The 24,807-nt window shown below is 44.0% G+C and carries 21 protein-coding genes; 8 read left to right on the top strand and 13 right to left on the bottom strand.

Features of this window, described 5'->3' with window-relative positions:
- Positions 1-212: 212 nt before the first annotated feature.
- From G3570_RS10730 to G3570_RS10710, 5 genes are all read left to right on the top strand, one after another.
- Entirely contained in the window at positions 213-950 is a 738-nt protein-coding gene (locus G3570_RS10730) for a hypothetical protein (protein WP_165142138.1), read from the top strand.
- 364 nt (positions 951-1,314) lie between these two features.
- Positions 1,315-3,672 carry a TonB-dependent siderophore receptor gene (locus G3570_RS10725; protein WP_165142136.1) on the top strand — a complete coding sequence of 786 codons (2,358 nt, stop codon included), beginning with the start codon at positions 1,315-1,317 and terminating at the stop codon, positions 3,670-3,672.
- Between the two features lie 69 nt (positions 3,673-3,741).
- Positions 3,742-4,920 carry a PepSY-associated TM helix domain-containing protein gene (locus G3570_RS10720; RefSeq protein ID WP_165142134.1) on the top strand — a complete coding sequence of 393 codons (1,179 nt, stop codon included), beginning with the start codon at positions 3,742-3,744 and terminating at the stop codon, positions 4,918-4,920.
- A gap of 130 nt (positions 4,921-5,050) precedes the next feature.
- Entirely contained in the window at positions 5,051-5,803 is a 753-nt protein-coding gene (locus tag G3570_RS10715; RefSeq protein WP_165142132.1) for a class I SAM-dependent methyltransferase, read from the top strand.
- A 500-nt stretch (positions 5,804-6,303) separates the two neighbouring features.
- Positions 6,304-8,493, top strand: a complete 2,190-nt coding sequence (locus tag G3570_RS10710; protein WP_282958237.1) for a PAS domain S-box protein — start codon at positions 6,304-6,306, stop codon at positions 8,491-8,493.
- A gap of 1 nt (position 8,494) precedes the next feature.
- Here the strand turns inward: G3570_RS10710 and coaBC are convergent, their stop codons facing one another.
- From coaBC to G3570_RS10675, 7 genes are all read right to left on the bottom strand, one after another.
- Positions 8,495-9,703, bottom strand: coding sequence for a bifunctional phosphopantothenoylcysteine decarboxylase/phosphopantothenate--cysteine ligase CoaBC (gene coaBC / locus G3570_RS10705; protein ID WP_165142128.1), 1,209 nt, complete (start codon positions 9,701-9,703; stop codon positions 8,495-8,497).
- A 3-nt stretch (positions 9,704-9,706) separates the two neighbouring features.
- Positions 9,707-10,000: a DNA-directed RNA polymerase subunit omega gene (locus tag G3570_RS10700; RefSeq protein ID WP_165142126.1), complete on the bottom strand. Its 294-nt coding sequence runs from the start codon at positions 9,998-10,000 to the stop codon at positions 9,707-9,709.
- Between the two features lie 17 nt (positions 10,001-10,017).
- A complete protein-coding gene (gene gmk / locus G3570_RS10695; protein ID WP_165142124.1) occupies positions 10,018-10,602 on the bottom strand; it encodes a guanylate kinase in 585 nt (194 codons plus the stop codon).
- Positions 10,592-11,473 carry a YicC/YloC family endoribonuclease gene (locus G3570_RS10690; RefSeq protein WP_249066969.1) on the bottom strand — a complete coding sequence of 294 codons (882 nt, stop codon included), beginning with the start codon at positions 11,471-11,473 and terminating at the stop codon, positions 10,592-10,594. The genes gmk and G3570_RS10690 overlap by 11 nt, the downstream gene beginning before the upstream one ends.
- A 169-nt stretch (positions 11,474-11,642) precedes the next feature.
- Complete coding sequence (glmM, locus tag G3570_RS10685) at positions 11,643-12,986, bottom strand: phosphoglucosamine mutase (protein WP_165142122.1); 1,344 nt, start codon at positions 12,984-12,986, stop codon at positions 11,643-11,645.
- A gap of 91 nt (positions 12,987-13,077) precedes the next feature.
- Positions 13,078-13,626, bottom strand: coding sequence for a cob(I)yrinic acid a,c-diamide adenosyltransferase (locus G3570_RS10680; RefSeq protein WP_165142120.1), 549 nt, complete (start codon positions 13,624-13,626; stop codon positions 13,078-13,080).
- Between the two features lie 73 nt (positions 13,627-13,699).
- A complete protein-coding gene (locus tag G3570_RS10675) occupies positions 13,700-14,308 on the bottom strand; it encodes an IMPACT family protein (protein WP_165142118.1) in 609 nt (202 codons plus the stop codon).
- 335 nt (positions 14,309-14,643) lie between these two features.
- Between G3570_RS10675 and G3570_RS10670 the strand changes: the two genes are divergently transcribed.
- The 3 genes from G3570_RS10670 (at position 14,644) to G3570_RS10660 (ending at position 18,160) form a co-directional block, all read left to right on the top strand.
- Positions 14,644-15,348, top strand: a complete 705-nt coding sequence (locus tag G3570_RS10670) for a succinate dehydrogenase cytochrome b subunit (protein ID WP_165142116.1) — start codon at positions 14,644-14,646, stop codon at positions 15,346-15,348.
- A gap of 27 nt (positions 15,349-15,375) precedes the next feature.
- Complete coding sequence (locus tag G3570_RS10665; protein ID WP_165142114.1) at positions 15,376-17,295, top strand: fumarate reductase/succinate dehydrogenase flavoprotein subunit; 1,920 nt, start codon at positions 15,376-15,378, stop codon at positions 17,293-17,295.
- A gap of 100 nt (positions 17,296-17,395) precedes the next feature.
- Positions 17,396-18,160, top strand: coding sequence for a succinate dehydrogenase/fumarate reductase iron-sulfur subunit (locus G3570_RS10660; RefSeq protein ID WP_165142112.1), 765 nt, complete (start codon positions 17,396-17,398; stop codon positions 18,158-18,160).
- 72 nt (positions 18,161-18,232) lie between these two features.
- Here G3570_RS10660 and G3570_RS10655 read toward each other — a convergent pair whose 3' ends face one another.
- The 6 genes from G3570_RS10655 to G3570_RS10630 all read right to left on the bottom strand — a co-directional run bounded on the left by G3570_RS10655 (position 18,233) and on the right by G3570_RS10630 (position 24,806).
- A complete protein-coding gene (locus G3570_RS10655) occupies positions 18,233-19,486 on the bottom strand; it encodes a cystathionine gamma-synthase family protein (protein ID WP_165142110.1) in 1,254 nt (417 codons plus the stop codon).
- Positions 19,487-19,613: 127 nt separating this feature from the next.
- On the bottom strand, positions 19,614-20,900 hold the full coding sequence (gene argH, locus G3570_RS10650) for an argininosuccinate lyase (RefSeq protein WP_165142108.1): 1,287 nt from the start codon (positions 20,898-20,900) through the stop codon (positions 19,614-19,616).
- Entirely contained in the window at positions 20,897-21,958 is a 1,062-nt protein-coding gene (locus G3570_RS10645) for a M20 family metallo-hydrolase (RefSeq protein WP_165142106.1), read from the bottom strand. Before G3570_RS10645 ends, argH begins: the two co-directional genes overlap by 4 nt.
- Entirely contained in the window at positions 21,955-22,731 is a 777-nt protein-coding gene (argB, locus tag G3570_RS10640; RefSeq protein WP_165142104.1) for an acetylglutamate kinase, read from the bottom strand. The genes G3570_RS10645 and argB overlap by 4 nt, the downstream gene beginning before the upstream one ends.
- A complete protein-coding gene (locus G3570_RS10635; RefSeq protein ID WP_165142102.1) occupies positions 22,724-23,668 on the bottom strand; it encodes a Rossmann-fold NAD(P)-binding domain-containing protein in 945 nt (314 codons plus the stop codon). Before G3570_RS10635 ends, argB begins: the two co-directional genes overlap by 8 nt.
- Positions 23,646-24,806, bottom strand: a complete 1,161-nt coding sequence (locus G3570_RS10630) for an aspartate aminotransferase family protein (RefSeq protein ID WP_165142100.1) — start codon at positions 24,804-24,806, stop codon at positions 23,646-23,648. Before G3570_RS10630 ends, G3570_RS10635 begins: the two co-directional genes overlap by 23 nt.
- Position 24,807: the final 1 nt, after the last annotated feature.

Here is a 24,807-nt window from a genome sequence, read left to right as displayed (position 1 = left end):
ATTCGCATGATGTGATGCTAACTCTTCACCTGAAAAGTTATGTAGTTCCAAAATGGAGAGTTTAACTTACCTCAGATATAATGCCCAATAACCTTTCGGTATTTATACCTAAATAGCTGTTTATTTTTATTATAATGACCAAAATAATTTGTCCGGTATTGCGGAAAGTAGTATTTACTTACTCAATCAAAATCTAAATTTAGAGGGATAGTATGGGTAAAGTAATAAGCATGTTAGGAGTGATTCTTCTTTTTGGTGCACTGGGCGTATCAGCACAAGACACACAAAATGAGAATGAGATTTATGTTCTGTATCGACTGGTACCTGAAAATGACAACATTATGCAGTTTGAAACGGCATGGGATAAACACAACCAGGAATTCCATCAGGATTCACCGGTGTATGCTTTTTATATGGAGTCAGGTCCCCACAGCGGTACATATCAGGGCGTAGAAGGACCTATGACCTGGACCGGTCATGAGAACGTGGAATATACCGATGCACACGGTCAGGACTGGTTGGAAAATGTTCAGCCTTTGTTGATGAAACCTATCTATGTAGAGTGGTGGAGGCATTTGAGCAAATATGCTCAGAATGTATCGGATCAACCTACCGAAACTTCCATTGTAACTCTTTATCATATTAAAAACGGAGAAATGGCTCGCTTCATGCGTATGCTGGATGACTGGATGGAGGCCAATACTGAACAGGGGTATGATGGCCGATACAATGTATACCAGCGACAGCTGCATGGGCAGGGACAAATTGCTATTGTAAGTTCATTAGACCAAGGCTTGGCAGATCTGGATGATGCTAACGAATTCAGGCAGCGCTTTGAAGCTACCCATGGAGATAATACATGGCAGCTGTTTCTGGATGATTACGAACTAAGTGTATATAAATCAGAAGTCGGTCTAAGAAACAGGCTGATGGATATCAGTACCCAGTAAAACTAGCAAATTCTTATATTTGAAAAGCCCGCCTGCACATGCAAGCGGGCTTTTTGTTTATTTATTATCAAACCTACTTATTTATCTTACTAAGTTCTTGGAACTTCATATTTTAATAGATGGAGCATTAATTAATAAGGCTATTTAAAAATGCTTTCAGCTTTTTCTGCCTAAACCACCTCAGCGGTTCACCCACCTTACCAAGTTTTTGCTTGTTGAAATTGAATACACTTCTGTTGTATAAACTTATTTTTAGAGCCCTCTTTATTTAGAGCCTGTCTAAATAACAGTTGAAATATTTTCCCCTCTTATTTATACTTGGTCTAAATTAAAAATAATAACTCTTTATTTATTCAGATCCATCATGAATTCCCGGAAGCTTAGCTGTTTTACCTTTCTACTATCGGCAATGTTTTTCTTTTTATTCATCCCAATTGAAAGCTTTGCGCAGACGGGTAAAATTTCAGGAACAGTATTTGATGCTAACAGTAATTCTGCACTCACAGGTGTAAATGTCGGTTTAATTGATACTCGCATAGGAGATGCAACGAATGATAATGGAGAATTTTCGATCTCAAATGTTCCCGAAGGTTTTTATACTATTCGGGTAAGTTTTGTTGGTTACAAGACCGTAGAGCAAAACATTCAGGTTCAGAGCGATCAGACAACTAAACTTGAAGTACTGTTGTCTCAAAAGTCAGTTGAACTGGGAAACATCAGCGTAACAGGTCGACGCAGCGGTTATATGATCAGCGAGATTTCTTCGGTCACTAAAATTGGTGTACCGTTGCTTGAAACACCGCAATCGGTATCGGTTATTACCGGTCAACAGCTCGAGAATCAAAATATTCAAGACCTCGGGGAAGCGCTTCGCTACTCATCGGGAGTTCAAGGAGAAACTTTTGGGTTTGAACCGCGAACCACCTTTGTTCGTTTCCGGGGTTTTGATGCTACTACCTCCGGATTGTTTCGCGACGGACTCCAACTTCGTAATCCCAATTTTGCTGTAGGGTACAATCCTGAACCTTACGGGGCTGAGCGAATCGAAGTGCCTAAAGGACCTGCTTCTGTGCTCTATGGAGCGGGAAGCCCGGGAGGTTTGGTTAACTTTGTTTCCAAGAAACCAACTCAGGTACCATTTGGCGAGATACTATTGGAAACCGGTTCATTTAATCGGGTGCAAGGCCAAACTGATATTAGCGGTCCGCTGGATGCTGAGGGTAATTTCGCCTACCGTTTTATTGGACTCTTCAGAAATAGTGATACGCAGGTGGATTACATAAATAATGATCGCTTTTTCCTTGCACCGTCATTTACCTGGCAGCCGACTAATCAAACATCGCTTACCATTTTAGGCCGTTATCAAACAGATGACAGCCGGGCTTCACAGCGGTATCCGGAAGACGGAACACTGGATTCCAATCCAAATGGAACAATTCCGGTTGACCTGTTTACCGGAGAACCTGAAGTAGATCAGTACGACCGACTGCAGCGCTCAATCGGGTATCAGTTTCAGCATGCTAGCGGAGACTGGACTTTTCGTCAGAATTTACGCTATTACGCTATTGACTTGGATGATGTCACCATTTTTGGGAGTGCTTTACGAGCAGATAATCGAACCTTGGACCGGTTAATATTTGAAAGCTTTGGTGAGTTGGATGGCCTTACCATTGATAATCAAGTACAGCTAAATACTGATACGGGACCGGTTACTCATAAGATTTTGGTCGGTTTTGATTACCAGAATGTTAGTGTAAAGTCTGAGCAAAATTTTGGCGCAGCTCCGCCCTTAGATTTGTATGACCCCAATTATGGCAGTGCAGTACCTGATCCTTCCTCATTTGTAAATAATGATATAACTCAACGCCAGACTGGGATCTATCTTCAGGATCAACTGTCCATTGACGAAAAACTTATCCTGACACTAAATGGGCGTTATGACTGGGCATTTACTGAAACCTTTAATAACCTGGCCGAATCGGAAAGCTCGCAAGACGATCAGGCATTTTCTGGACGTATAGGTTTAATATATAAGACGAATTTTGGTTTAGCGCCCTATGTGAGTTACTCGGAATCATTTAGCCCGGCCATCGGTACCGATCAATCAGGAGTAGAATTTGATCCTGAAACAGGCCAACAATATGAGGTAGGGATAAAATATGAGCCGGCAGGAAGCAGCAGTTATATAACGGTAGCGTTGTATGATTTAACACGTCAAAATTTCCTACAAACCGACCCGGCAACCTTTGCTCAAGTACAAACCGGTGAGGCGAACTCTCAGGGTATTGAAGTTGAGGGGGTAGCCGGATTTAACTTCGGCCTGAACCTTACAGCAAGCTTTACCTATCAGGATGTTGAAATTACCGAAAGCATTGTACCTGAACAGGTAGGAGATCGGCCGACTCAGGTACGTGAAACTATGGCTTCTTTATGGGCTGACTATGCGGTTCAGCGGGGGAGCCTGGAAGGCTTCGGTATTAGTGCAGGTGTTCGGCATCTTGGCCCTATGTATGGTGACCTGCCTAATACGTTGAAAATACCTTCCGTAACTCTTGCCGATGCCGCGATCTTTTACGATTGGAGTAACTTTCGTCTGCAAGTCAACGTGGATAATGTATTTAATGACAAATATGTTGCCTCAGGTTTTGCCAGTGGGCCACAAAATTTTGGTACCTACGGAGCAGTACGATCCATGCAGGCAAGTATTCGCTATCGTTGGTAATGAGTTATAGAGAGCTTTTTAGAACTATTTTCAGCATTCAAAATTAGGGTAAACTCATAAAAATATTTTATGAAAGGTAAACTGAAGAAATATATTGGAAAAATTCACCTGTGGCTCGGTCTGGCAACCGGACTTGTTGTATTCATCGTGGCACTCACCGGCTGTTTGTGGGTCTTTGAATCAGAGATCCGATCACTGTATGATGATTATAAGTACGTAGAACCTCAGGATGAAGCTTTTCTACCGCCATCAAAAGTTCAGGAAATTGGCAAAGAGATCATGCCGGGACGCCACGTGCACGGCGCTATTTATGGTGATAATAATGAAGCCGTCCAGATTGTATACTATGAGGTAGATCCTGAATTTTACCAAATAGCTTACATTAACCCTTATTCAGGTGAACATATCAAAACGGTAGACCAGGAATCAGGCTTCTTCCATTTTGTGATGGATGGCCATCTCAATTTATGGATGGGAGAATTTGGGAACACCATTGTTTCCTACGCCACACTTATTTTCTTATTTATCCTGATTTCAGGTTTGATACTCTGGTGGCCGAGAAATAAAAAAGTCGCCAAAAAGCGTGTTAAATTTTCATGGGCCGACCGGACTAAATGGAAGCGTAAAAACTATGACTTTCATAATATTCTTGGGTTTTATGCTTCGGCTATAGCTCTTGTTGTTGCAATTACCGGATTGGTTATGGCCTTTAACTGGTTTGCCGATGGCGTTTACACGATTACCGGCGGTGAAAAAACACCAATGTTTACTTTCCCTGAGAATGTCAGCGAAACCGGGCAGAGGCAAGTAGAGGCCGAACCTATTGACGTTATCTGGAAACAGATGAGTGCAGAGTATCCGCAAGCAACCAGTATTGAAATGCATTATCCACCTTCAGAAGAATATACGGTATATGCCTACATCAAATTTTCGGAAGGAACATATTGGGATGCCGACTATCGTTATTTCGACAGTCGAACGTTAGAAGAGGTTGAGCCCGGGCATGTATATGGCGACATTGATAATGCTTCAACTGCTGACCTGATACAACGTATGAACTACGATATCCATGTAGGTGCAATAGGGGGTATTGCCGGAAAGATTATCGCATTTCTCAGTAGTTTAATCGTTGGTAGCCTTCCGATAACAGGTACTTTAATTTGGTGGGGGCGAAGAAAGAAGCCGAAATCTGCGGTTGAGATCAGACGACAAAAACCGGTACGCAGAAAAGTTCAGGATGCTGCTTAAATCATTATAAATTAACTCATATCTTCTTACACAGATTACTAATAATGGGGTGAGAGATTTCATTTATTACATTTCCGATATTATTCTACTGCCAGTATCCAATTTATTATACCTGATAGGCTTCCGGGTCATGAGTTTGATTGATGAGTATAGAAATCAATACCAATGGCGCTCAGGGGAAAGGGTATATAATTTTCTGCCTGAAATGAAGGGTCAAACAGTACTCGATATGGGATGTGGTGTCGGCGACCAGGCAAGAGATTTTGCCAAACAGGGGGCAAGGGTTATCGGTGTGGATATGAATCAAGAACTACTCGATATTGCTCGCAGAAACTGTCCGAAAAATACCCGTTTTATAAAATCCGACTTTCGCAACCCTTTAGAGTTGAATGAACAGGTTGATGGTTTATGGAGCAGCTTTGCTGTAGCCTATATTGCGGATTTCCAAACCGTGTTAAAGAAGTGGAAAGGATACATTAAACAGGGAGGTTGGATCGCATTGACTGAAATAGATAATTTCTTTGGACATGAACCGCTTAACGAGAATTCTAAAGAATTGTTGGAAAAGTACGTAGAGGACGCTTACACAAAAGGGAGATATGATTTCAATATAGGTCGTAAACTTGAGGATTATCTAAGAAATTGCGGTTTCCAAATTGACAAGACGTTTACTCTAAATGACGAAGAGTTTTCATTTTCGGGTTCGGCTTCTCAAGATGTCATTGCTGCCTGGCGAAAACGATCTGATCGTATGTCTCTACTTCAGAAAACTTGCGGATCAGATTATGAGGAAGTCCGCCATGAATTTCTATCTGCCCTTAAAGAGAATGAACACTATTCTAAATGCAAGGTTATTAGTTGCATAGGAACTGCTCTGACATAACAATTGCATTCTGGTAATGATTAAAGAATTATGTTACAGGCAACCTAGAAGCCTTATTTTCCCGTTGAACCGTCTGATGGTTTTCGCCAATATATTTCATTTATCTGCTCTCCGAATGACCAGTAATTAATTTACAAGTCCACTTCCTACAATACCTAACCAATATTTAAAAAATCCGAGTAACCGGATTGGATACTGAAATTATTGTTTGAAAAAAATTCAGCAATACAAAAGAGAGCCAGCAGAGAGTAATTCTTAAAACTAATCGAATGACATTTGGAATTACTGTAGCTCATGCTGCATACAGTATGTATATGATCAAATATCGTCATTTTACCTGTTCAAACACTTTTAATGACGCATTACAGCCTGCAATGCGTGTTAAAGTATTATAATAAAATAAGGGAATTACTATTTGTACATTGATAATCAATAGACAAATATCATCGTATTCTATTGTAAGACATACACCTAGCTAATATCATCAGCTATTAGAACCCATGGACCATTTGCAGTCTTTGTTTTTCAAGGATAACCCTAATCCTATGTTCATATACGATCTTGATTCAAACAAGATCCGTAAGGCAAATGATGCAGCCTTTCGTGTATATGGGTATGATGAAGATGAAATGATCGGCCTTTCTATTGCCAAACTGGGTGAAAAGGAAGACAGCCTGTTTTCTATTAATTCATCCACAGGTTTTGAGGACAACTTATTTGAATCGAAGCCAATTCGTCATAAGGATAAAGACGGTAACAGCTTCAAGGTGAAAATAAGTTATCAGGATCTTGAGAAAGAGAAGGATAGTGCTCGCCTACGTCTGGTTGTAATTCATGACATCACCCGGAAGAGAAATATTTCAGAACAGGGAAAGGCTTATGATGAACTGAATCACCTGATTCAGAATAGTCCCTTGGCGATGGTTAGGTGGGACAAGAATTTTAGAATTGAGGAGTGGTCGGATCGGGCTGAAGAGATGACCGGCTTCAAAAAAGAGGAGGTCGTAGGCAAAACCCCCTATATATTCGATTTCTATAATGTGAAAGACATTTTTAGAATTGCTAAAAAGATCCAGGGTTTTCTGAACGGCAGTAATGACAGGGATCAGTTTGAGACGAAGATTTATACCAAGGACCGTTCGATCATCGATATCAAAATTCACGGTTCAGCAATACGGGATGAATCAGGAAAGCTGGTATCGGTACTTACCTTTATAGAAGACTATTCCCAGCACAAGAAGGTTGAGGAGCGTTACCGTCAGCTGTTTGAAAGCGCCACGGATGGGATATGCATCCTGAAGGACAACAAAATTATTGATTGCAACAGCAAGCTTGAGAAGATATTCGGTGCCGCAAGGGATAAAATTATTGGAAGGACGCCCATTGATTTTTCACCTGAGAAGCAACCCGACGGCAGCGATTCGGCTGAAAAAGGTTTTGGTAAGATAAACCTCGCCCTGCAGGGAACGCCTCAGCAGTTTTCCTGGAAACATAAAACTTGGGACGGTAAACTGGTAGACTCGGAAGTTAACCTCAATCGTGTGGAGATTAACAACGAGATGCACATACAGGCTATCGTTCGAGATATGACCAAACAAAAGGAAAACGAGCGTAAGATTGCATTGAGAGGCGAATTGTTTACCCAGCTTTTTCAGAATTCGCCTATTGGCATTGTTATGATGAATAATGAAAATAAGGTTACAATGGCCAATGCTGCATTTGAAGAAATGTTTGGCTACTCATTTGAGGAACTTGAAGGAAAAAATGTAGATGACCTGATTGTCTCCCGTAATAAAAAAGGGGAGGCGGAGCATATTACCGATGCCACGCACCACGGCAAACAGTTTAATATGGAGTCGGTGAGAATAGCTAAAGACGGCACCCCCCTTGATGTCATCATAGGCGGAATTCCCGTGTATAATGAAGGCAAGCAGGTAGCCATTTATGGTATGTATGTGGATATAACAGAACGCAAAAGTTCTGAAAAGCTGCTGCAGCGATCACTGAAAGAGAAAGAAATTCTGCTAGCAGAGGTGCATCACCGGGTAAAAAATAACCTGGCAATCGTATCCGGACTATTGCAGCTTCAAACCTTTAACGTTGAAGAGGACGAACAGTTAAAGAAGCATCTCCAGGACAGTCAGCTGCGTATACACTCCATGGCCATTGTTCATGAGATGCTCTATCAGTCTGAAACACTTTCAGAGATTGAAGTGAGTCGCTATATGACCAAACTCGGCGAAGTGGTATCCGATACGCTGCAGCCTGATAATAAGAATATCGAAGTGACGACTGATGCTGATGAGATCATGCTCAATGTAAATCAGGCTATTCCCTGTGCCTTGATAGTTAACGAATTAATTACCAATGCTTTTGAATATGCTTTTGAAGGGAAACAAAAAGGTAATATAAGAATCAATGTACACCAGCAGGGTAAAAAGATACTGACCGAAGTGAGGGATGACGGTATTGGGTTACCCAAGGATTTTGATAAAAAGAAACAAAATTCACTGGGTATCTACCTGGTTAATACGCTTGGAGAACAGTTGGAGGCCGATGTTGACGTCGATAGCGGTGACTGGGGTACAAGCTTCAGTTTCAGCTTTGCCAAATCTGACAAGCCGGGTTCCAGCAGTTCCCATAAGATACATCGCGACGGGGTTCAGCGACAGGAACTGATGGCTGAATAAACTATCCGGCCTGTTTGCCAAAGATATGTTGCAGCATCTGCCGGGCGACCTTCTCTTTTGTGCCCTTAAAGGAATGTCTGTCCTCTTTTGAAAGCAATTCGATACTGTTGGTATCTACTTCAAAACCTGAATCGGAATCACTCAATGAGTTAGCCGCAATCCAGGCTACATTTTTTTTCTCGAGTTTTTTCCGTGCATTTTCCAAAAGATTTTCAGTTTCCATGGCAAAACCGATCAACGTCTGTCCCTCTTTGCGTTGGCTACCGAGCCAGGCCAAAATATCCGTGGTTCTTTCAAGCTTGATCTCAGGTGTGGCTTTCTCTTTTTTTATCTTTTGTGCCTCATACTTCGCCGGACTAAAATCGGAAACGGCTGCCGCCATAATAATTACATCATGATCGGCGTGCTCTTTTACTTTCTCAAAGAGATCCTGAGTCGATTCAAATTTCAGGGTTCGGATACCTTTAGGGGGTTCAATGGAAACCGGTCCGTGGATCAGGGTAACATCAGCCCCCATATCACGTGCCGCTTTGGCCATCGCGAAGCCCATCTTACCTGAGCTTGGGTTGGAGATAAAACGAACGGGGTCGATATGCTCCCGAGTCGGACCTGCGGTTACCAGCACCGATTTACCGCTCAAGGGTCCATTATCTTTTTTTTTAGAAAGAATGGCCGAGGATTTCTCCAGTATGGATTCGGGGTCGGGGAGTCTTCCTTTTCCTTCCAGTCCGCTGGCCAGGTAACCTTCTTCCGGCTCAAGAAGGTGATATCCGAAATCACTGAGAATCTTTAAATTGCGTTTGGTTGCTGCTGCCTGATACATTTCCCCGTCCATAGTCGGACAAATTAGAAGGGGACAGCGGGCAGCAAGTACCGTTGAAGTGAGCATATTATCTGAAATACCGTGAGCAATTTTAGCCAGGGTGTTGGCGGTACACGGGGCAATTACAAATAGGTCGGCCCATTCACCCCATTGGATATGGCGGGTCCAAGAGTCAGGTTGATTTCCCGATTCCGGGAAGATCTCTATGGCTACTTCATGTTTGGAAAGGGAGGAAATAGTCTCGACACCTACAAAACGGGTGGCGGAGGGTGTCATGGTTACGCGAACTTCAGCTCCCTCTTTCTGGTAGGCACGTAAAAGAAAAGCAGCCTTATAGGCTGCAATTCCACCGGTTATACCGAGTATTATCCGTTTGCCGGATAACATGACTTAGTTTTCGTCCTGAGGATAGCGGAAGTAGATCTCTCCGCGTCTCATTTCGTCAACGGCACGCTGTGTAGCATGCGGCATTTCTTCAAATTCCTTGGAAATATTTTCCTGCTCTTCGTTGAAGGAAAATTCATCTTCATCATCAAAGCCTTCAAAATATTTCAGCTTTTCATCTAACTGAAGCTTTTCCTGTGCCGCTTGCTGACGGGCACGTTTCGACATGATAACAATCAGTTCGTACTGATTACCGGTGTCTTTGTTCAGTTTTTCAATATCCAGAGTTTTAATAGGCATAAATCAAAAAGTAAGTGTTATTCAGTAATAAAAGATTCTACGATAGTGGTAACTTGCTTGTAGGCCGTTTCAAGTTCGTCATTAATGACAACGAAGTCGAACTTATTTGCGTATGTAAGTTCTTTTTCTGCCCGTTTCAGCCGGGTTTCAAGAGAAGCGTTATCTTCCGAACCGCGTTTCAACAGTCTTCTTTTCAATTCTTCCAGAGACGGCGGTCTTATGAAAATAGCAACGCTTTTGGCGCCATACTGTCTCTTGACATTCAGAGCACCTTTCACTTCGATGTCAAGCAAGGGAAAATAGCCACTTTCTATTAGTTTATCAACTTCAGATTGCAGCGTGCCGTATCGGCTTCCGTTGTAGAATTCCTCCCATTCCAGGAATTCATGCTTTTCAATCTTTTCGTTGAATTCTTCTTTGCTGAGAAAATAGTAATCCTTACCGTCTACCTCTCCATCACGGGGTGGACGTGTTGTAGCAGATACCGAGAATCTGACTTTGGAGTAATCATCAAGCAGTTTATGGGCGATGGTAGTCTTGCCCGATCCGCTTGGGGCAACCAGTATGATGAGCTTTCCTTCCTTGTCTGAATTATTCGACATTCTGAATCTGCTCTTTTATTTGTTCAAGGCTCTCCTTGGCATGTACCACATGCTGAGAAATCTCTGAGTTATTGGCTTTAGAGCCTATGGTGTTGATCTCGCGATTCATCTCCTGACTCAGGAAGTTGAGACGCCGGCCTACGGATTCCTCTTTTTCAATGGCTTCCCTGAAAAATTTAATATGAGATTTCAGGCGTACAATCTCTTCGGTTATGTCCATCTTGTCTACTAGTACGGCTACTTCCATCTCCAGCCTCTCCTCATCAACCAGATCTTCATCAATGAGATTGTGGATACGCTCCAGCAGGTTCTTTCGTACTTCATTTGCACGTCCTTCGGTGAGCTCTTGCACTTTATCCATCTTCGCCTTTATCTGATCCACGCGTTTAAGAAGGTCATTCTCCAACTGTTTGCCTTCCTGTTTACGCATCGCTATTAGCTGATCGAGAGCATCTTTGGTAGCTTCTTTGGTAACTTCCCAAATTGTCTCCAGAGTTTCTTCATCTTCCTCACGCGATATAAACAGATCGTTGAACTGCAGCAGATCTCTAAGGGTAACTTCCTGTTTGATGTCGGCCGCTTCCCTCAGCCTATCCAGCAATTGTTTGTAACCGGCTACAAGTTTAGGATTGATTTTTACATCCGGCTCACCTGTCTCAGCTTTATTGATCCGAACATTGAGATTGAGTTTCCCCCTGCTGATACGGTCCTGTGCTATTTCTTTAAGTTCCAGCTCTTTATCCTGAATGGATTGCGGTAGACGCAGAGAGATATCAAGATACCGGCTGTTAACCGATTTAGCTTCAACAGTAATAGAGATGCCCTCAGAAGATGCTTCCGCCCTTCCGAAGCCCGTCATTGATATGATCATAATGCCAATTTGCGGAGTGTGAATTAAAAAATTGAATGAGCCAAAGATATAAAAGCAGTCCCCCGATTAAAACCAATAATGAGTGCAGACTTACAGGATGTCCGGTTCACGTGTAAATCATGGCTCATGCGTATGTTTGTATGGCAGCTTGGGAAATAAGTTCTTTACCTTAAAACACTTTCTTTCTAACCTTTTCTGCCAACTCTTCGGCTTTTTCTGGAGTGGTACCCTCGGAGTATATACGGATAATGGGCTCGGTATTTGATTTTCTGAGATGTACCCAGCCATCTTCAAAGTTTATTTTCACCCCATCCGTAGTATCGGGCTGCATATCGGCAAATACGGTTTCAGCTTGTTCAAGAACCGCATCACCGTCAATACCTTCCAGTTGGACCTTTCCTTTACGCATGAAATAGTCGGGCAGTCCGGCGCGATATTCAGATGCAGAGACATCTCTTTCAGCCAAAATCTGAAGGATCATGGCTGTTCCCACTAGTGCATCCCGACCATAGTGTAGATTCGGATTGATGACCCCGCCGTTGCCTTCACCTCCAATCACAGCATCTACTTCCTGCATCTTTTTAACGACATTGATCTCTCCAACGGCAGAGCGGTGGCATTGCTGTCCGTACTTTCTGGCCATATCCTCTGCCGCCCTGGAAGAAGATAAGTTGGTAGCACAAGCTCCGGGATTTTTCTCAAGGATCAGCTCAAAAGCCGCAACCTGTGTATACTCTTCTCCAAACAGTTCACCTTTGTCAGTTACAAGCGCCAGTCGATCGGAATCGGGGTCTGTGACAATACCGAGATCACAATTTTTTTCAACAACAAGCTTGCAAATATCCTCGAGGTGCTCCGGCAGCGGTTCAGGGTTATGAGCAAATAAGCCGTTAGGCGCCTCATTAATTTTATGAATGGTGGAGACCCCCAGCTTTTCCAGCAGGGGAGGAACAGCAATTCCCCCGGTGCCGTTAACCGGATCAATGGCGATGGTATAATTTTTTGAAGCAATGAGATCGGCATCGATGTACGGCAGGTCAAGAATCCGATCAATGTGATCTTCCAGCGCGTTGGGGTCTTCGGAAAGAGTCCCGATTTCGTCAAATTTCTTATAGTCAAAAGATTCGCTTTCACTTATCTCTATGACACGCTGGCCTTGTTCGGAATCCAGAAATTCACTTTTTGAATTTAGTAGCTTTAAAGCGTTCCATTCTGATGGATTATGACTGGCCGATATGATGATTCCGCCGGCAGCATTATGCTTCAAAACCGACATGGCTACGGTAGGAGTGGGTACGACTCCAACCTTGATAACATTGCAACCAACAGATTGCAGCGTGGCACAGACGATATCTTCACAAATCTGTCCCGTAACTCTTGTGTCTCTGCCTACCACTACGTTGCCTCCTTTCAGCCAGGTACCGTATGCGGCAGTGAATCTAGTGAGATTTTGAGGAGTTAGATCACTTCCATAAACGCCCCGGATCCCCGAGACTGATATCATTAATGCCATAGTGTTGAGTTACTGGTTTAGATTTTTCTGGATGTTGGATGCTGTACGCTGGATGATTTGTGATAACTGTTTACTGCAAACTGATAACAGTTCACTGCCTATCCGGTTTCCAGGTCTCCTCGGGTGTTGATACGTATTTGTTCTCATATCGGGCAAGAACAAATAGGAAGTCCGAGAGCCGGTTCAAAAAGATGATCGTCTGATCGGAAATGTTTTCCTCTTTACCGCAGGCAACCGTGGCACGTTCCGCTCGACGGCATACAGTTCGTGCCACATGAAGGGTAGCACCTGCATGACCTCCACCAGGAAGAATGAAGTTTTTTAATGGATCCAGTTCCTCTTCCATTTCATCAATAGCCTCTTCCAGATCTTTAATTTCTTTTTCTCCGATTCGTTCAATCCGGGTATCGGAGGAAGGAGGCGTCGCCAGGTCCGCACCCAGAATAAAGAGGTATTCCTGAACCTTTTTTACCCATACCGTACCTTTGGGGCTCAAGGAGTAACTGGCAGCGAGCCCGATCACGGAGTTTAGCTCATCTACAGTGCCATAAGCCTCAATACGAGCTGCGGATTTTGAAACACGGGTACCTCCAAATAGTGAGGTTTCACCGGAGTCGCCTTTCTTGGTATATATTTTCATAACTAGCCTTACTCTTTAACTATTTCGCCCCAAAATATTTAATAATTGAGACAAATGAATTTCTAAATTTGGGTTACACAAAACTCTTATTCAGCATGCGGAAATGAATATTTCGGTGCTCCAGTTGTTCAAGATTTTCTTCGAGTTCTTTTTGGTTTTGTTCGGGACAATTCAGAATCAGAGTGACCTTCTCAGCATAGGTCGAAGATGCTTCGGTCAAATTGAATCGGTGCATCAGTTGATCAATACTGTTCTCTTCGGAATAGGGATAGCTTACTTCAACCTGCCATACTAATGTAATGGGCACCAATTTTGTTTTCTTTAGACACTCTTCTGCCGATCGCCCGTAGGCCTGAATCAATCCTGATTTGCCCAGGTTCGTTCCCCCATAATAACGTACTACCACTATTGCAGCGTTGACTGCTTCATTTGATTTGAGTTGGTTTAGAATAGGAAGTCCGGCTGTTCCGCCCGGTTCGCCGTCATCCTGGATAAACTCTTCAAGGTTTGCGGGATCTATCCGCCAAGCATAGCAGTGATGTGTAGCATCCGGGTACCGGGACTTAATCTCAGCAAGCCGATTTTCAAACTCCTTCCTGGACTCAACCGGAAACAGGTGACCAATAAACTTGGATCCCGTCTCTCGGAAAGAGTCGGTCGTTGAACGTGTTACTTTATTCAAAATCAGCCGTCTTAATTGGCGGTTTATGGTTGAGCCCCAAGGATAAGAAATTCTGAAGCAGGATACAGGATGCTGGATGCTGGATGCTGGAGGTGGGATGCTGGAGGTTGGATGCTGGAGGTTCTGATTTCTTTTTCCTTTTCCCTTCTACCTTCTTACTTCTCACTCTACACTCAATTTAGATTATCTCTGAATTAGCTTTCGCTCCCTTTCTCGGTTGAATCTACCTTGCCTTTTTATGGATTAACCCTCATCTTCTTTCCCTCGGAACGAGAGCTAAAGCCCATACGTTGCTGCTGTAGCTTAAACAAATAGATCAAATCATTTACTTAGCGATGCCATCACTTCTCAAAGCGCTTAAATCTCAAGTTGGTCGTAAAATTCTTACCGGTATAACCGGAATCGGGCTAATCATTTTTATAATTGGACACCTTGCCGGCAATCTTAGCCTCTTCGGTGATGCCTCAGCATTTAACGAGTATACTTATGCGCTCGAGAGTATGGGAGTACTGCTCTATATTGTTGAGGCCGGTTTGGCATTTTTCTTTTTACTGCATGCTTATATCGGAATTTCAATCTGGTGGAACCGCAGAAAAGCACGTCCGGAAGGCTATAATAAATACCAGACCAAGGGAGGTCCCAGCCACCAATCATGGGCCTCGAAAAGCATGATATTCACGGGTATCGTATTGCTGGTTTTCCTGGTAATACATATAGATACGTTCAAATTCGGTGAGACTGCTACTGTGATGAATGACGGAACGCAGATGCGAAATCTAAAGGCCCTGGTTATCGATACCTTTCAAAACCCGATCTATGCCTTTGGATATACGCTGGTTATGATTCTATTGGGTTTTCACCTGAAGCACGGTTTCTGGAGCGCTTTTACCTCGCTGACGATGAAGCACAAAAAATATTCGGCTGTGATCTATTCTATAGGTATTATTTTCGCTATTCTGATGGCTGTAGGATTCCTTTTCATACCACTTTATATATACTTTGGCGGAGGCTGCGAAGCAGCGCTGATTCAATGCCAATAATCATTTTGTAAAACTACTTTTAGACTTATGAATTTAGAATCTAAAGTTCCCGAAGGTCCCCTTAAAGAAAAATGGTCGAAGCATCTCGAAAATATTAAGCTTGTTGCTCCCAATAATAAGCGCAAGCATAATATCATCGTTGTGGGTACCGGACTTGCAGGTGGATCTGCTGCTGCCAGCCTTGCAGAGTTGGGTTATAATGTGCAGAGCTTTTGTATACAGGATTCAGCGCGTCGAGCGCATAGCATTGCAGCTCAGGGTGGTATCAACGCAGCCAAAAATTATCCCAATGACGGGGATAGTATTTGGCGCCTTTTTTATGATACGATAAAAGGCGGTGATTACCGCTCAAGGGAATCCAATGTCTACCGGCTTGCAGAGATTTCAAATGAAATTATTGATCAGGCCGTAGCACAGGGTGTACCTTTTGCAAGAGAATATGGAGGCTTGTTGGCCAATCGATCTTTCGGTGGTGCACAGGTTTCACGGACTTTTTATGCCAGGGGACAAACCGGGCAGCAGCTGCTGCTGGGTGCCTATCAGGCAATGATGCGTCAGGTTCATGAAGGGAAAATTGACTTACATACCCGTCATGAGATGCTGGATCTTGTCATCATTGACGGCAAAGCCAGAGGAATTATCACCAGGGATCTGGTTACCGGTGAAATAAAGCGCTGGATGGCTGATGCTGTTGTTCTGGCCACCGGCGGATACGGAAATGTGTTTTATCTTTCAACAAACGCCAAGAATTCAAACGTAACGGCTGCATGGCGTTGTCACAAACGAGGGGCGACTTTTGCGAATCCATGTTATGTTCAGATTCACCCAACCTGCATTCCGGTTTCCGGTGATTATCAGTCTAAACTGACCTTGATGAGCGAGAGTTTAAGGAATGACGGCAGGGTATGGGTCCCGAAAAAGAAAGGGGATGATCGTCCGCCCAGTGAAATACCTGAGGAAGATCGATGGTATTACCTGGAGGATAAATATCCATCATTCGGAAACCTTGTACCTCGTGATGTGGCTTCCAGAAATGCCAAAATTGTAACCGACGATGGTTTGGGTGTCGGACCTACCGGTAAGGCGGTATACCTGGATTTCCGTGATGCCATTGAGCGCGACGGAAGGCAAACGATTTCAGAGAAGTACGGTAACCTGTTTGATATGTATGAGAACATTACCGGAGACAATCCTTACCAGACCCCGATGCGCATTTTCCCTGCAGTTCACTATACGATGGGCGGTCTTTGGGTGGATTACAACCTCATGAGCAATGTGCCCGGTCTGTTTGTAGCCGGGGAGGCGAACTTCTCAGACCACGGTGCAAACCGTCTGGGTGCCAGTGCGCTTATGCAGGGGCTCTCTGACGGATATTTCATCATTCCTTATACGGTCGGTAATTACATTGCCGATGCAGAATTGAGTGAAACGGATACCAATCATGAAGCATTTGATGAAGCGGCAAAGAATGCCCAGGCGCACATCGACAAGCTGCTTAATGTGAATGGTGACAAGAGTGTCATTGATTTTCACAGAGAGCTTGGTAAAATCATGTGGGATAAGGTAGGCATTGCCAGAAATGAAGAAGGTTTAAAAGAAGCCATCCAGGAAATCAGGGATCTGAGAGAGGAGTTCTGGCAAAATGTTCGCGTACCTGGTGAAGCCGCAAATTACAACAAGTACCTTGAGTTTGCCGGTCGCGTAGCCGATTTCCTTGAACTTGGAGAGCTGATGGCCGAAGATGCCCTGCACAGGGATGAGTCGGCAGGCTGCCACCTCCGTGAAGAGCACCAGACGGAAGAAGGCGAGGCCCTGCGTAATGATGAAGACTACTCCTATGTAGCTGCCTGGGAATACCGGAATGTAAACGGAGAGCTTAAGGAAGAGCTACATAAGGAAGATCTGGAATTTGAATTTGTTGAACTGAAACAGAGAAGTTATAAATAGAATAGAACGCGGATAATACAGATTGGACGGTTTGCTTTAGGCATTGTTGCAAAAGCCATCGCCCGGTCCTTTAGTGTTCAATTATTGAGGCAAAGTTATTATGGCTGAAACATTTACGATCTATTTGAAAGTCTGGCGACAGGACGGTCCCGATAAACCGGGCAAACTGGTTGACTATACCTGCGACCAGGTGAATGAACACATGTCATTTCTGGAGATGCTCGACGTACTCAACGAACAGATTATTGCCGATGGCGGGGAGCCTATCGAATTTGACTACGACTGCCGGGAAGGTATCTGCGGATCTTGCAACCTGATGATCAACGGCAAGGCTCACGGGCCAAAAGCCATGACCTGTTCGTGTCAGCTGCATATGAGAAATTACAGTGACGGGGACACCATCACCGTTGAACCTTTTCGGGCAAAAGCTTTTCCCGTTATTAAAGACCTAGTTGTTGACCGGTCAGCTTTTGATCGCATTATCGAAGCGGGGGGATACATTTCAGTTAAAACGGGATCCGCACCCGATGCTAACTCTATACCCGTTGAAAAGTCAACCTCCGATACTGCGTTTGATTATGCAACTTGTATAGGATGCGGTGCCTGTGTAGCGGCATGTCCGAATTCATCGGCATCACTCTTTACCGGGGCAAAGCTGGCACACCTGAATCGGCTGCCACAGGGCGAACCGGAACGCATGCGTCGAACTGTCAACATGGTTGAACAGATGGAAGAAGAAGGCTTCGGTGATTGTTCTAACTTCGCGGAGTGCGAGGCAGTCTGTCCGAAAGGCATTTCTATTTCGGCCATTGCAGAGATGCGCAAAAACTATATGAAAGCTGCTTTTGCCGGAGAGGAAGCGTAACCTAATAGTTTAGACTGCATTTACCATTTCTGTGGAATAACCGGAATTTGGAGCAACCGAATGTTTGTTACTTCAGACGCTTTCCAGGGCCTGACTGATATCCCAAATCAGGTCGTCAGCGTTTTCCACTCCTATGGAGAGCCTTACCATTTTTTCAGAAATGGATAGTTTCTCTTTCTCATCTTCATTCACATCGGCATGGGTCATGGTTGCCGGGTGCTGGGCCAGGCTCTCAGTGGATCCCAGGCTGACGGCAAGGTGAATTAAATCCAGATTATCCAGAAAAGCAAAAGCCTTCTTTTCACCTCCTCGAATATCAAAGGAGACCATGGATCCTTTAGAAAGACATTGCTTCTGAAATATCTTATGCTGCTCCGGATTACTTTCTTCTAAAAATCCCAGGTAATAAACTTTTTCAACCTTCGGATGGTCTCTGAGAAATTCAGCCACTTTTTCAGCGTTTCTTACTTGTTTTTCCATCCGAAGCTTAAGGGTTTCCAGACTTCTCATCAGCAACCAGCCGGTCCAGGGGACTGCCATATTTCCAAGAAAGGTTCTCATCGTTTTAACCCGAGCCATAAGTGCTTCTGATCCAAGGCAGGCACCGGCAATGACATCACTGTGACCTCCCAGGAATTTAGTGGCAGAATAGAGAACGAGGTCTGCACCGAATTCCAGCGGCTTTTGCCAGATAGGTCCCAGGTAGGTATTGTCAACAGCCAGTAATGGTTTTCTCTCTTTATTAGCGTAGTTGTCAGCAATATCCCTGCAGGCTTTCAGATCTATAAGATCGTTCGTAGGATTCGCAGGCGTCTCGACATAGATCATGGCCAGCTTGTCTCCCAAACCGCTCTCTTCCAGCAGTCTGATCATCTCCTGTTTATCATCTTTGGCACTGAAGCCAAGCACTTCTATTCCAAACTTAGGAAGGATCTGCGTAATAAAATGATTCGTACCGCCATAAACCGGACGGCTATAAAATAGGAGATCCCCGGGTTTCAGGAATTCCAGTAGGACAGTGGTGATGGCTGACATCCCGCTTTCGAATACTGCGCAGTCTTCAGCATTTTCCCATACACAAAGCCGGTCTTCAAGTATTTCCAAATCCGGGTTGTTCAGCCGGCTGTAGATCAGTCCCAGTTCTTCGTTGGGCTTTTGCTCTCTGAGACCGTAAGCGACTTCGAAAAATGCCTTGCCGTGTTTGGCGTTATCAAAAACGAAAGTGGAGGTTTGGAAAATAGGGCACTTGATGGCTCCTTCCGACAATTCCGGTTTATATCCATACGACATCATTAAACTTTCCGGTGAAAACTTTTTCCTGTTCATAGCCTCTCATTTTTCTTTGGGATTTGGAAGAGTAAAGTAGAAGCAAGGCAGGATAGACTCAAAATAAGTTAGATATTAGAGAGTAGGTCTTTTCCCGGGTAAAGATTGCACTAAAATGAAAAACTGCTTAAATACGGTAGGCAGAATAGAATTTTGATTTGATTTGATCCAGGCACAAATTTCCAATACTGCCTTCATGGGTGTGATTGATCTTCCGGGACGGTTGGAAGCTACCGTTTGATATATTCCGGGCGACCTCTTTATAGGCTTCCCGGAATGGGATGCTATTTCGGACCTTATTATTCACCTCTTCCACACTAAAGATGAAACGGTACCTCGTATCATCCATAATATTTTTGTTGATCTTCAGGTTTTTCACCATAAAATGCATCATATACAGGCAGTCCTTGATCTTATCGATGGCAGGAAAGAGCAGCTCTTTCAATTCCTGGAAGTCACGGTGATAACCGCTGTTCAAGTTGCCGGTCACCATGGTGATTTGATTCGGTAAAGCCTGTATTCTATTACACCTTGCGCGGATAAGTTCAAAAACATCAGGATTCTTTTTGTGCGGCATGATGCTCGAACCGGTTGTAAGCTCGTCGGGCAGGGATACAAAGTTAAACTCTTGACTGATATACAGGCATACATCCCCGGCCATTTTGGATAAGGTAGCTGCAACAGATGCGATGGCAGACGCCATCTGTTGTTCCAGTCGACCGCGGCTCATCTGTGCGGCAACCACATTATATTTTAAAGTTTTAAAACCCAGAAGCTCTGTGGTCATTGAACGATTAATGGGCAGGGAGGTGCCGAATCCTGCGGCCGAGCCCAATGGATTCTGATCGGCAATCCTATAAGCAGCGTTTAGTAGAAAGAGATCATCAATTAGTGTCTCGGCATAAGCCCCGAACCAGAGACCGAATGAGGAGGGCATCGCTGCCTGCATATGGGTGTAGCCGGGCATGATGGTATCACTGTTCTCTCCGGATCGCAGTATGAGTAAATCAAAGAGATCTTTAATCAACCCTTTAATCTCAGTAATCTCATCTTTCATATAGAGATGCATACAGACAAGAACCTGGTCATTACGGGATCGACCGGTGTGAATTTTCTTGCCGGTATCACCTAGTTTATCGGTCAGCTCAAATTCAATTTTGGAGTGTATGTCTTCAAAATCAGATTCAATTACAAACTCGCCGTTCTCTAAATCGTGTAAGAGATTATCGAGCTCTGTTAACAGCTTAGCACATTCATCATCAGACAAAATGGAAATAGCATTAAGCATTTCTGCATGTGCCTTGGATGCCTTCAGATCATAAATAGCGAGTCGCAGGTCCAGTTCACGGTCATTTCCGACAGTAAAAGATTCCACGAGTTCATCTACAGATTGTCCTTTATCCCAAAGTTTCATGGCGTTTCAAGTTTGTTTATAAGTTCATAATAGGTGTCAATTCCACTCTTAATCTCAGCGAGTGCAATGTATTCATCCGCGGTATGCGATCGGGCAGAATCTCCCGGACCCAGTTTGATGGATGGAAAATTAATCAGTGCCTGGTCGGAAAGAGTAGGGGAGCCATAAATGTCAAGTCCCATCCTAGAACCGGCGGTTACCAGAGGATGGGATTCTGGAATTGACGAGGAGTTCAGCCTCAGAGATCGAGGTACTACTTTTGAGTGCACGTGATTTTGGATAATGCTGAGTGTTTCCCGGTTGTCATATGCATCTGTGGTCCGCACATCTACCATAAAACGGCAGCTATCCGGTACAACATTATGTTGTGAACCGGCATCAATACCGGTCACCGTCATCTTTACCGGTCCCAGCAAGTCCGAGCTTTTTTCAAATGAATAGTTTTTAAACCATGAGATATCATTCATTGCCATGTAGATGGCATTTTCCCCTTCATCCCGAGCCGCGTGCCCGCTGATGCCTTTAGAGGTGCAATCGAGAACCATGAGTCCTTTTTCAGCTGTGGCCATTCGCAGCCGGGTAGGTTCGCCTACAATAGCACAATCTGGGTCCGGTATCTTTTTCAGAATAGAACTGATACCGTTTTCGCCAGAAATCTCTTCCTCTGCCGATGCAGCAAATAGCAGGTTAAAAGGCAGATTGGTTTTATCGTAGAGGTTTAAAAATGTAGCGATCAGAGAGACTAGCGCTCCCCCGGCATCATTGGAACCCAGACCATAGAGTTTTCCATCTTCTATGAAGGGCTGATACGGATCAAAGGAATAGCCCTCTCCGGGTTTTACCGTATCATGATGAGAGTTGAGCAGCAGGGTAGGTTTCCTGTCATCAAAAAACTGTGATTGTGCCCAAACATTATTCAGGTGACGTTCAACCGTTACTCCTGACTTTTCAAGAAAGGCTGCTATCAATCCGGCCGTTTCTGATTCTTCCCCGGAGTGAGAAGGTGTGGAAACCAGCTCGGTAAGCAGGTTTATTATGCTTCCAAAAGGGATGTTCATGATATCAGCGCTGTTTCAGTTCCGTTTAAAAGATTTTTTGAGTGTTTGATCGATACTTTGTGAACCCCATTTTCGAGTGCTTTAAAGCCATTGAATAATTTAGGGATCATACCGTCTTTGATTACTCCCTCTTGCTTGTAGTGATGAAACTGTTCTGAGTTGAGGGTTTCAAAAAGGGTATCAGGCTGATATTTATCGAGCATGACTCCTTCCACGTCCATACAATAAGTCAGCCTGACTTCATAGTTTTCAGAAAGCAATGAACATAAAGAGGAGGCGATGGTATCGGCATTGGTATTAAGGAGCTGTCCGTCACCGTCATGTGTTATAGCGCAAAAAACAGGGACTACCCCTTCATCAAGTAGTCTGCTAATGAAATAGCCGTTCATTTCTTGGGTTTCAATATCTCCTACGAATCCGAAATCAATAGAGTCAGGTTTACGCTTTGAAGCAGGGATTACATTCAGGTCTGCTCCGGTCAAACCTACGGCATTGCAATTTTGGCCTTGCAACCTGGCTACCAGTGATTTGTTAATTAGACCCGCATACACCATCACAGCAACATCCAGCGATTCGGCATCAGTGATACGTCTTCCTTCGTGCATCCTGACAGGTATTCCCAGCTCTTTACTTAAGGCAGTTGCCTTGGTACCACCTCCATGGACCAGTATTTTTGGTCCCTCTATCCGGCCGAAATCATCCAAAAATTGCTGTAATGAAGATTCCTCTTCTAGTACGGAGCCTCCTATTTTTACAATATTGAGACTATTCATTTATATCCTCCAGTATATTTTTAAGAACTGTTTTTGCAGCAGTTTCCCTGTTTTTGGCCTGCTTGTAGATTAAAGAGTTATCAATGACCTGATCTTCGGCAACCACATTTCTGCGAATCGGTAGACAATGCATGAAACTACCGGAATTTGTTGCAGCCATCTTTTCTGAAGTAATGGTCCAGTTCTGCGAAACAGGCGGGCGCTGTCCGTATTTCGAATAACTGGACCAGTTTTTCACATACACAAAATCGGCACTATCCAGTGCATATGACTGGTCATTGGTAAGTTCAAATCCGCCAGTGAACTCTTCATGCAATTCATAGCCTTTCGGATGGGCAACTACGACCTCTGCCTCTATAAACTTGATCCATTGTAAAAAGGAGTTGGTCACAGCTTGTGGCAAAGCTTTGGGATGGGGAGCCCAACTCACAGCTATTTTGGGATTGCTGATGTCAGTCTCAAGTATTGTGGTAATATCCGCCAGCGACTGCAAGGGATGAAGGGTGGCAGACTCCAGGCTGATCACGGGAACTTCTGAATATTCCAGAAAGGCATTCAGAACGGGTTCTGTATAATCATCCTCTCTATTCTTCAGTTCAGCGAAGGTTCTCACCCCGATGATATCACAGTAACCGGTCATAACCTTAATGGCATCTTTAACATGCTCCTGGCTACTGCCGTCCATAACCGTTCCGTCTTCAAACTCTATGTTCCAGGCATCACCGTTTACATTTAAAACCAGCACATTCAGGCCCAGATCGTAAGCTGCTTTTGTGGTACTCATACGGGTGCGCAGGCTAGGATTAAAAAATACCAGCCCCAGTGTTTTCGACCGGCCGAGATGCTCGAAATTCTGTTTTTGGTTTTTAAGTGCTATAGTCTGTCGCGCAAGAACCAGGGGATCCGCGCTATCATTAGCTGAGGTAAAGTGTTTCATTTTTGGATATGGCTGTTAAGGTATGTTGAAAGTCGGTTACAAATTTATCGGCTTGATCTTTGCTGATGGTCAGGGGAGGAAGCAGCCTCAGTGTATGAGGGTCGGAAGAGACGCCGGTTAGAATATGCTTTTCATGAAGCAGTTTCATCCGAATTTCTTTGATTGGATTAGTACACTCCACGCCAATCATGAGACCTTCGCCCCGCACTTCGGTAACCATGGGTAGTCCTGCCAGTTTTTCCATTAAGCTATTGCCAACAATGTTGGCATTATCGATTAATTGTTCATCAGAAATGACTTCCAGAACCGCAAGGCCGGCAGCACATGCCAGGTGATTGCCACCGAATGTAGAACCCAGCTCTCCATGCCAGGGCTCAATTTTTGGGTGAAATAGGGTTCCTGCAATGGGAAATCCATTACCCATTCCTTTGGCCATAGTTATAATGTCTGGCGTCACCCCGGCATGCTGGTGGGCAAAGAATTTACCACTTCTTCCATAACCGGACTGTATTTCATCACAGATAAAAAGGGCACCATGCTTCTTACAGAGAAGTTCGATTTGCTTCATAAACTCGGGATCGGGGATGTGTATGCCGCCAATGCCTTGAATGCCTTCGATGATAACCGCGCAAACGTCACCCTTGTTTATTTCCTTTGTCAGGGCTTCTGTTTCATTAAGTTCAAGAAAAACGGTATGGTCATTTTCATTGATCGGCGCAGAATATTTGCTGTTATCGGTAACGCCCAAGGCCGCACTGGTTCTCCCGTGGAAAGACTTAGAAAAAGAGATAACTTTTTTCTTACCTGTATAAAATGAGGCTACCTTCAGGGCATTTTCTACAGCTTCCGCTCCCGAGTTGCTCAGAAATAGCTGATACTCTTCATAACCGGATAAATTACCGAGTTTTTCAGCCAGCTGTGTTTGCAGCGGATTTAACACCGAATTGGAATAGAAAGCAAGTTTGTCTACCTGTTCTTTAATGCGTTTTCTGAAGTGGGGATGGGAGTGTCCGATAGAGATGACGGCATGGCCCCCGTAAAAGTCGAGGTATTTTGTACCCTTAGTGTCATAGACAAAACAGTCTTCCCCTTTTTCAGGAGTAATATCCAGTAATGGGTAAACATCGAATAATGGCATA

The sequence above is a fragment of the Halalkalibaculum roseum genome (assembly GCF_011059145.1).
GTDB classification, from domain to species: Bacteria; Bacteroidota; Rhodothermia; order Balneolales; family Balneolaceae; genus Halalkalibaculum; species Halalkalibaculum roseum.
The sequence above is the reverse complement of the archived record's forward strand: the minus strand, read 5'-3'. Positions and strand labels throughout refer to the sequence as shown.

Coding starts and splice junctions, on each gene's coding strand:
- argB (WP_165142104.1), bottom strand. CDS start 22,731: ATGAATAGTCTCAATATTGTAAAAATAGGAGGCTCCGTACTAGAAGAG.
- G3570_RS10670 (WP_165142116.1), top strand. CDS start 14,644: ATGCCATCACTTCTCAAAGCGCTTAAATCTCAAGTTGGTCGTAAAATT.
- G3570_RS10730 (WP_165142138.1), top strand. CDS start 213: ATGGGTAAAGTAATAAGCATGTTAGGAGTGATTCTTCTTTTTGGTGCA.
- argH (WP_165142108.1), bottom strand. CDS start 20,900: ATGAAACTTTGGGATAAAGGACAATCTGTAGATGAACTCGTGGAATCT.
- G3570_RS10655 (WP_165142110.1), bottom strand. CDS start 19,486: ATGAACAGGAAAAAGTTTTCACCGGAAAGTTTAATGATGTCGTATGGA.
- G3570_RS10700 (WP_165142126.1), bottom strand. CDS start 10,000: ATGCCTATTAAAACTCTGGATATTGAAAAACTGAACAAAGACACCGGT.
- G3570_RS10660 (WP_165142112.1), top strand. CDS start 17,396: ATGGCTGAAACATTTACGATCTATTTGAAAGTCTGGCGACAGGACGGT.
- G3570_RS10710 (WP_282958237.1), top strand. CDS start 6,304: ATGGACCATTTGCAGTCTTTGTTTTTCAAGGATAACCCTAATCCTATG.
- coaBC (WP_165142128.1), bottom strand. CDS start 9,703: ATGTTATCCGGCAAACGGATAATACTCGGTATAACCGGTGGAATTGCA.
- G3570_RS10680 (WP_165142120.1), bottom strand. CDS start 13,626: ATGAAAATATATACCAAGAAAGGCGACTCCGGTGAAACCTCACTATTT.
- G3570_RS10690 (WP_249066969.1), bottom strand. CDS start 11,473: ATGATCATATCAATGACGGGCTTCGGAAGGGCGGAAGCATCTTCTGAG.
- G3570_RS10725 (WP_165142136.1), top strand. CDS start 1,315: ATGAATTCCCGGAAGCTTAGCTGTTTTACCTTTCTACTATCGGCAATG.
- G3570_RS10630 (WP_165142100.1), bottom strand. CDS start 24,806: ATGCCATTATTCGATGTTTACCCATTACTGGATATTACTCCTGAAAAA.
- G3570_RS10635 (WP_165142102.1), bottom strand. CDS start 23,668: ATGAAACACTTTACCTCAGCTAATGATAGCGCGGATCCCCTGGTTCTT.
- G3570_RS10715 (WP_165142132.1), top strand. CDS start 5,051: ATGAGTTTGATTGATGAGTATAGAAATCAATACCAATGGCGCTCAGGG.
- G3570_RS10665 (WP_165142114.1), top strand. CDS start 15,376: ATGAATTTAGAATCTAAAGTTCCCGAAGGTCCCCTTAAAGAAAAATGG.
- G3570_RS10720 (WP_165142134.1), top strand. CDS start 3,742: ATGAAAGGTAAACTGAAGAAATATATTGGAAAAATTCACCTGTGGCTC.
- gmk (WP_165142124.1), bottom strand. CDS start 10,602: ATGTCGAATAATTCAGACAAGGAAGGAAAGCTCATCATACTGGTTGCC.
- glmM (WP_165142122.1), bottom strand. CDS start 12,986: ATGGCATTAATGATATCAGTCTCGGGGATCCGGGGCGTTTATGGAAGT.
- G3570_RS10645 (WP_165142106.1), bottom strand. CDS start 21,958: ATGAACATCCCTTTTGGAAGCATAATAAACCTGCTTACCGAGCTGGTT.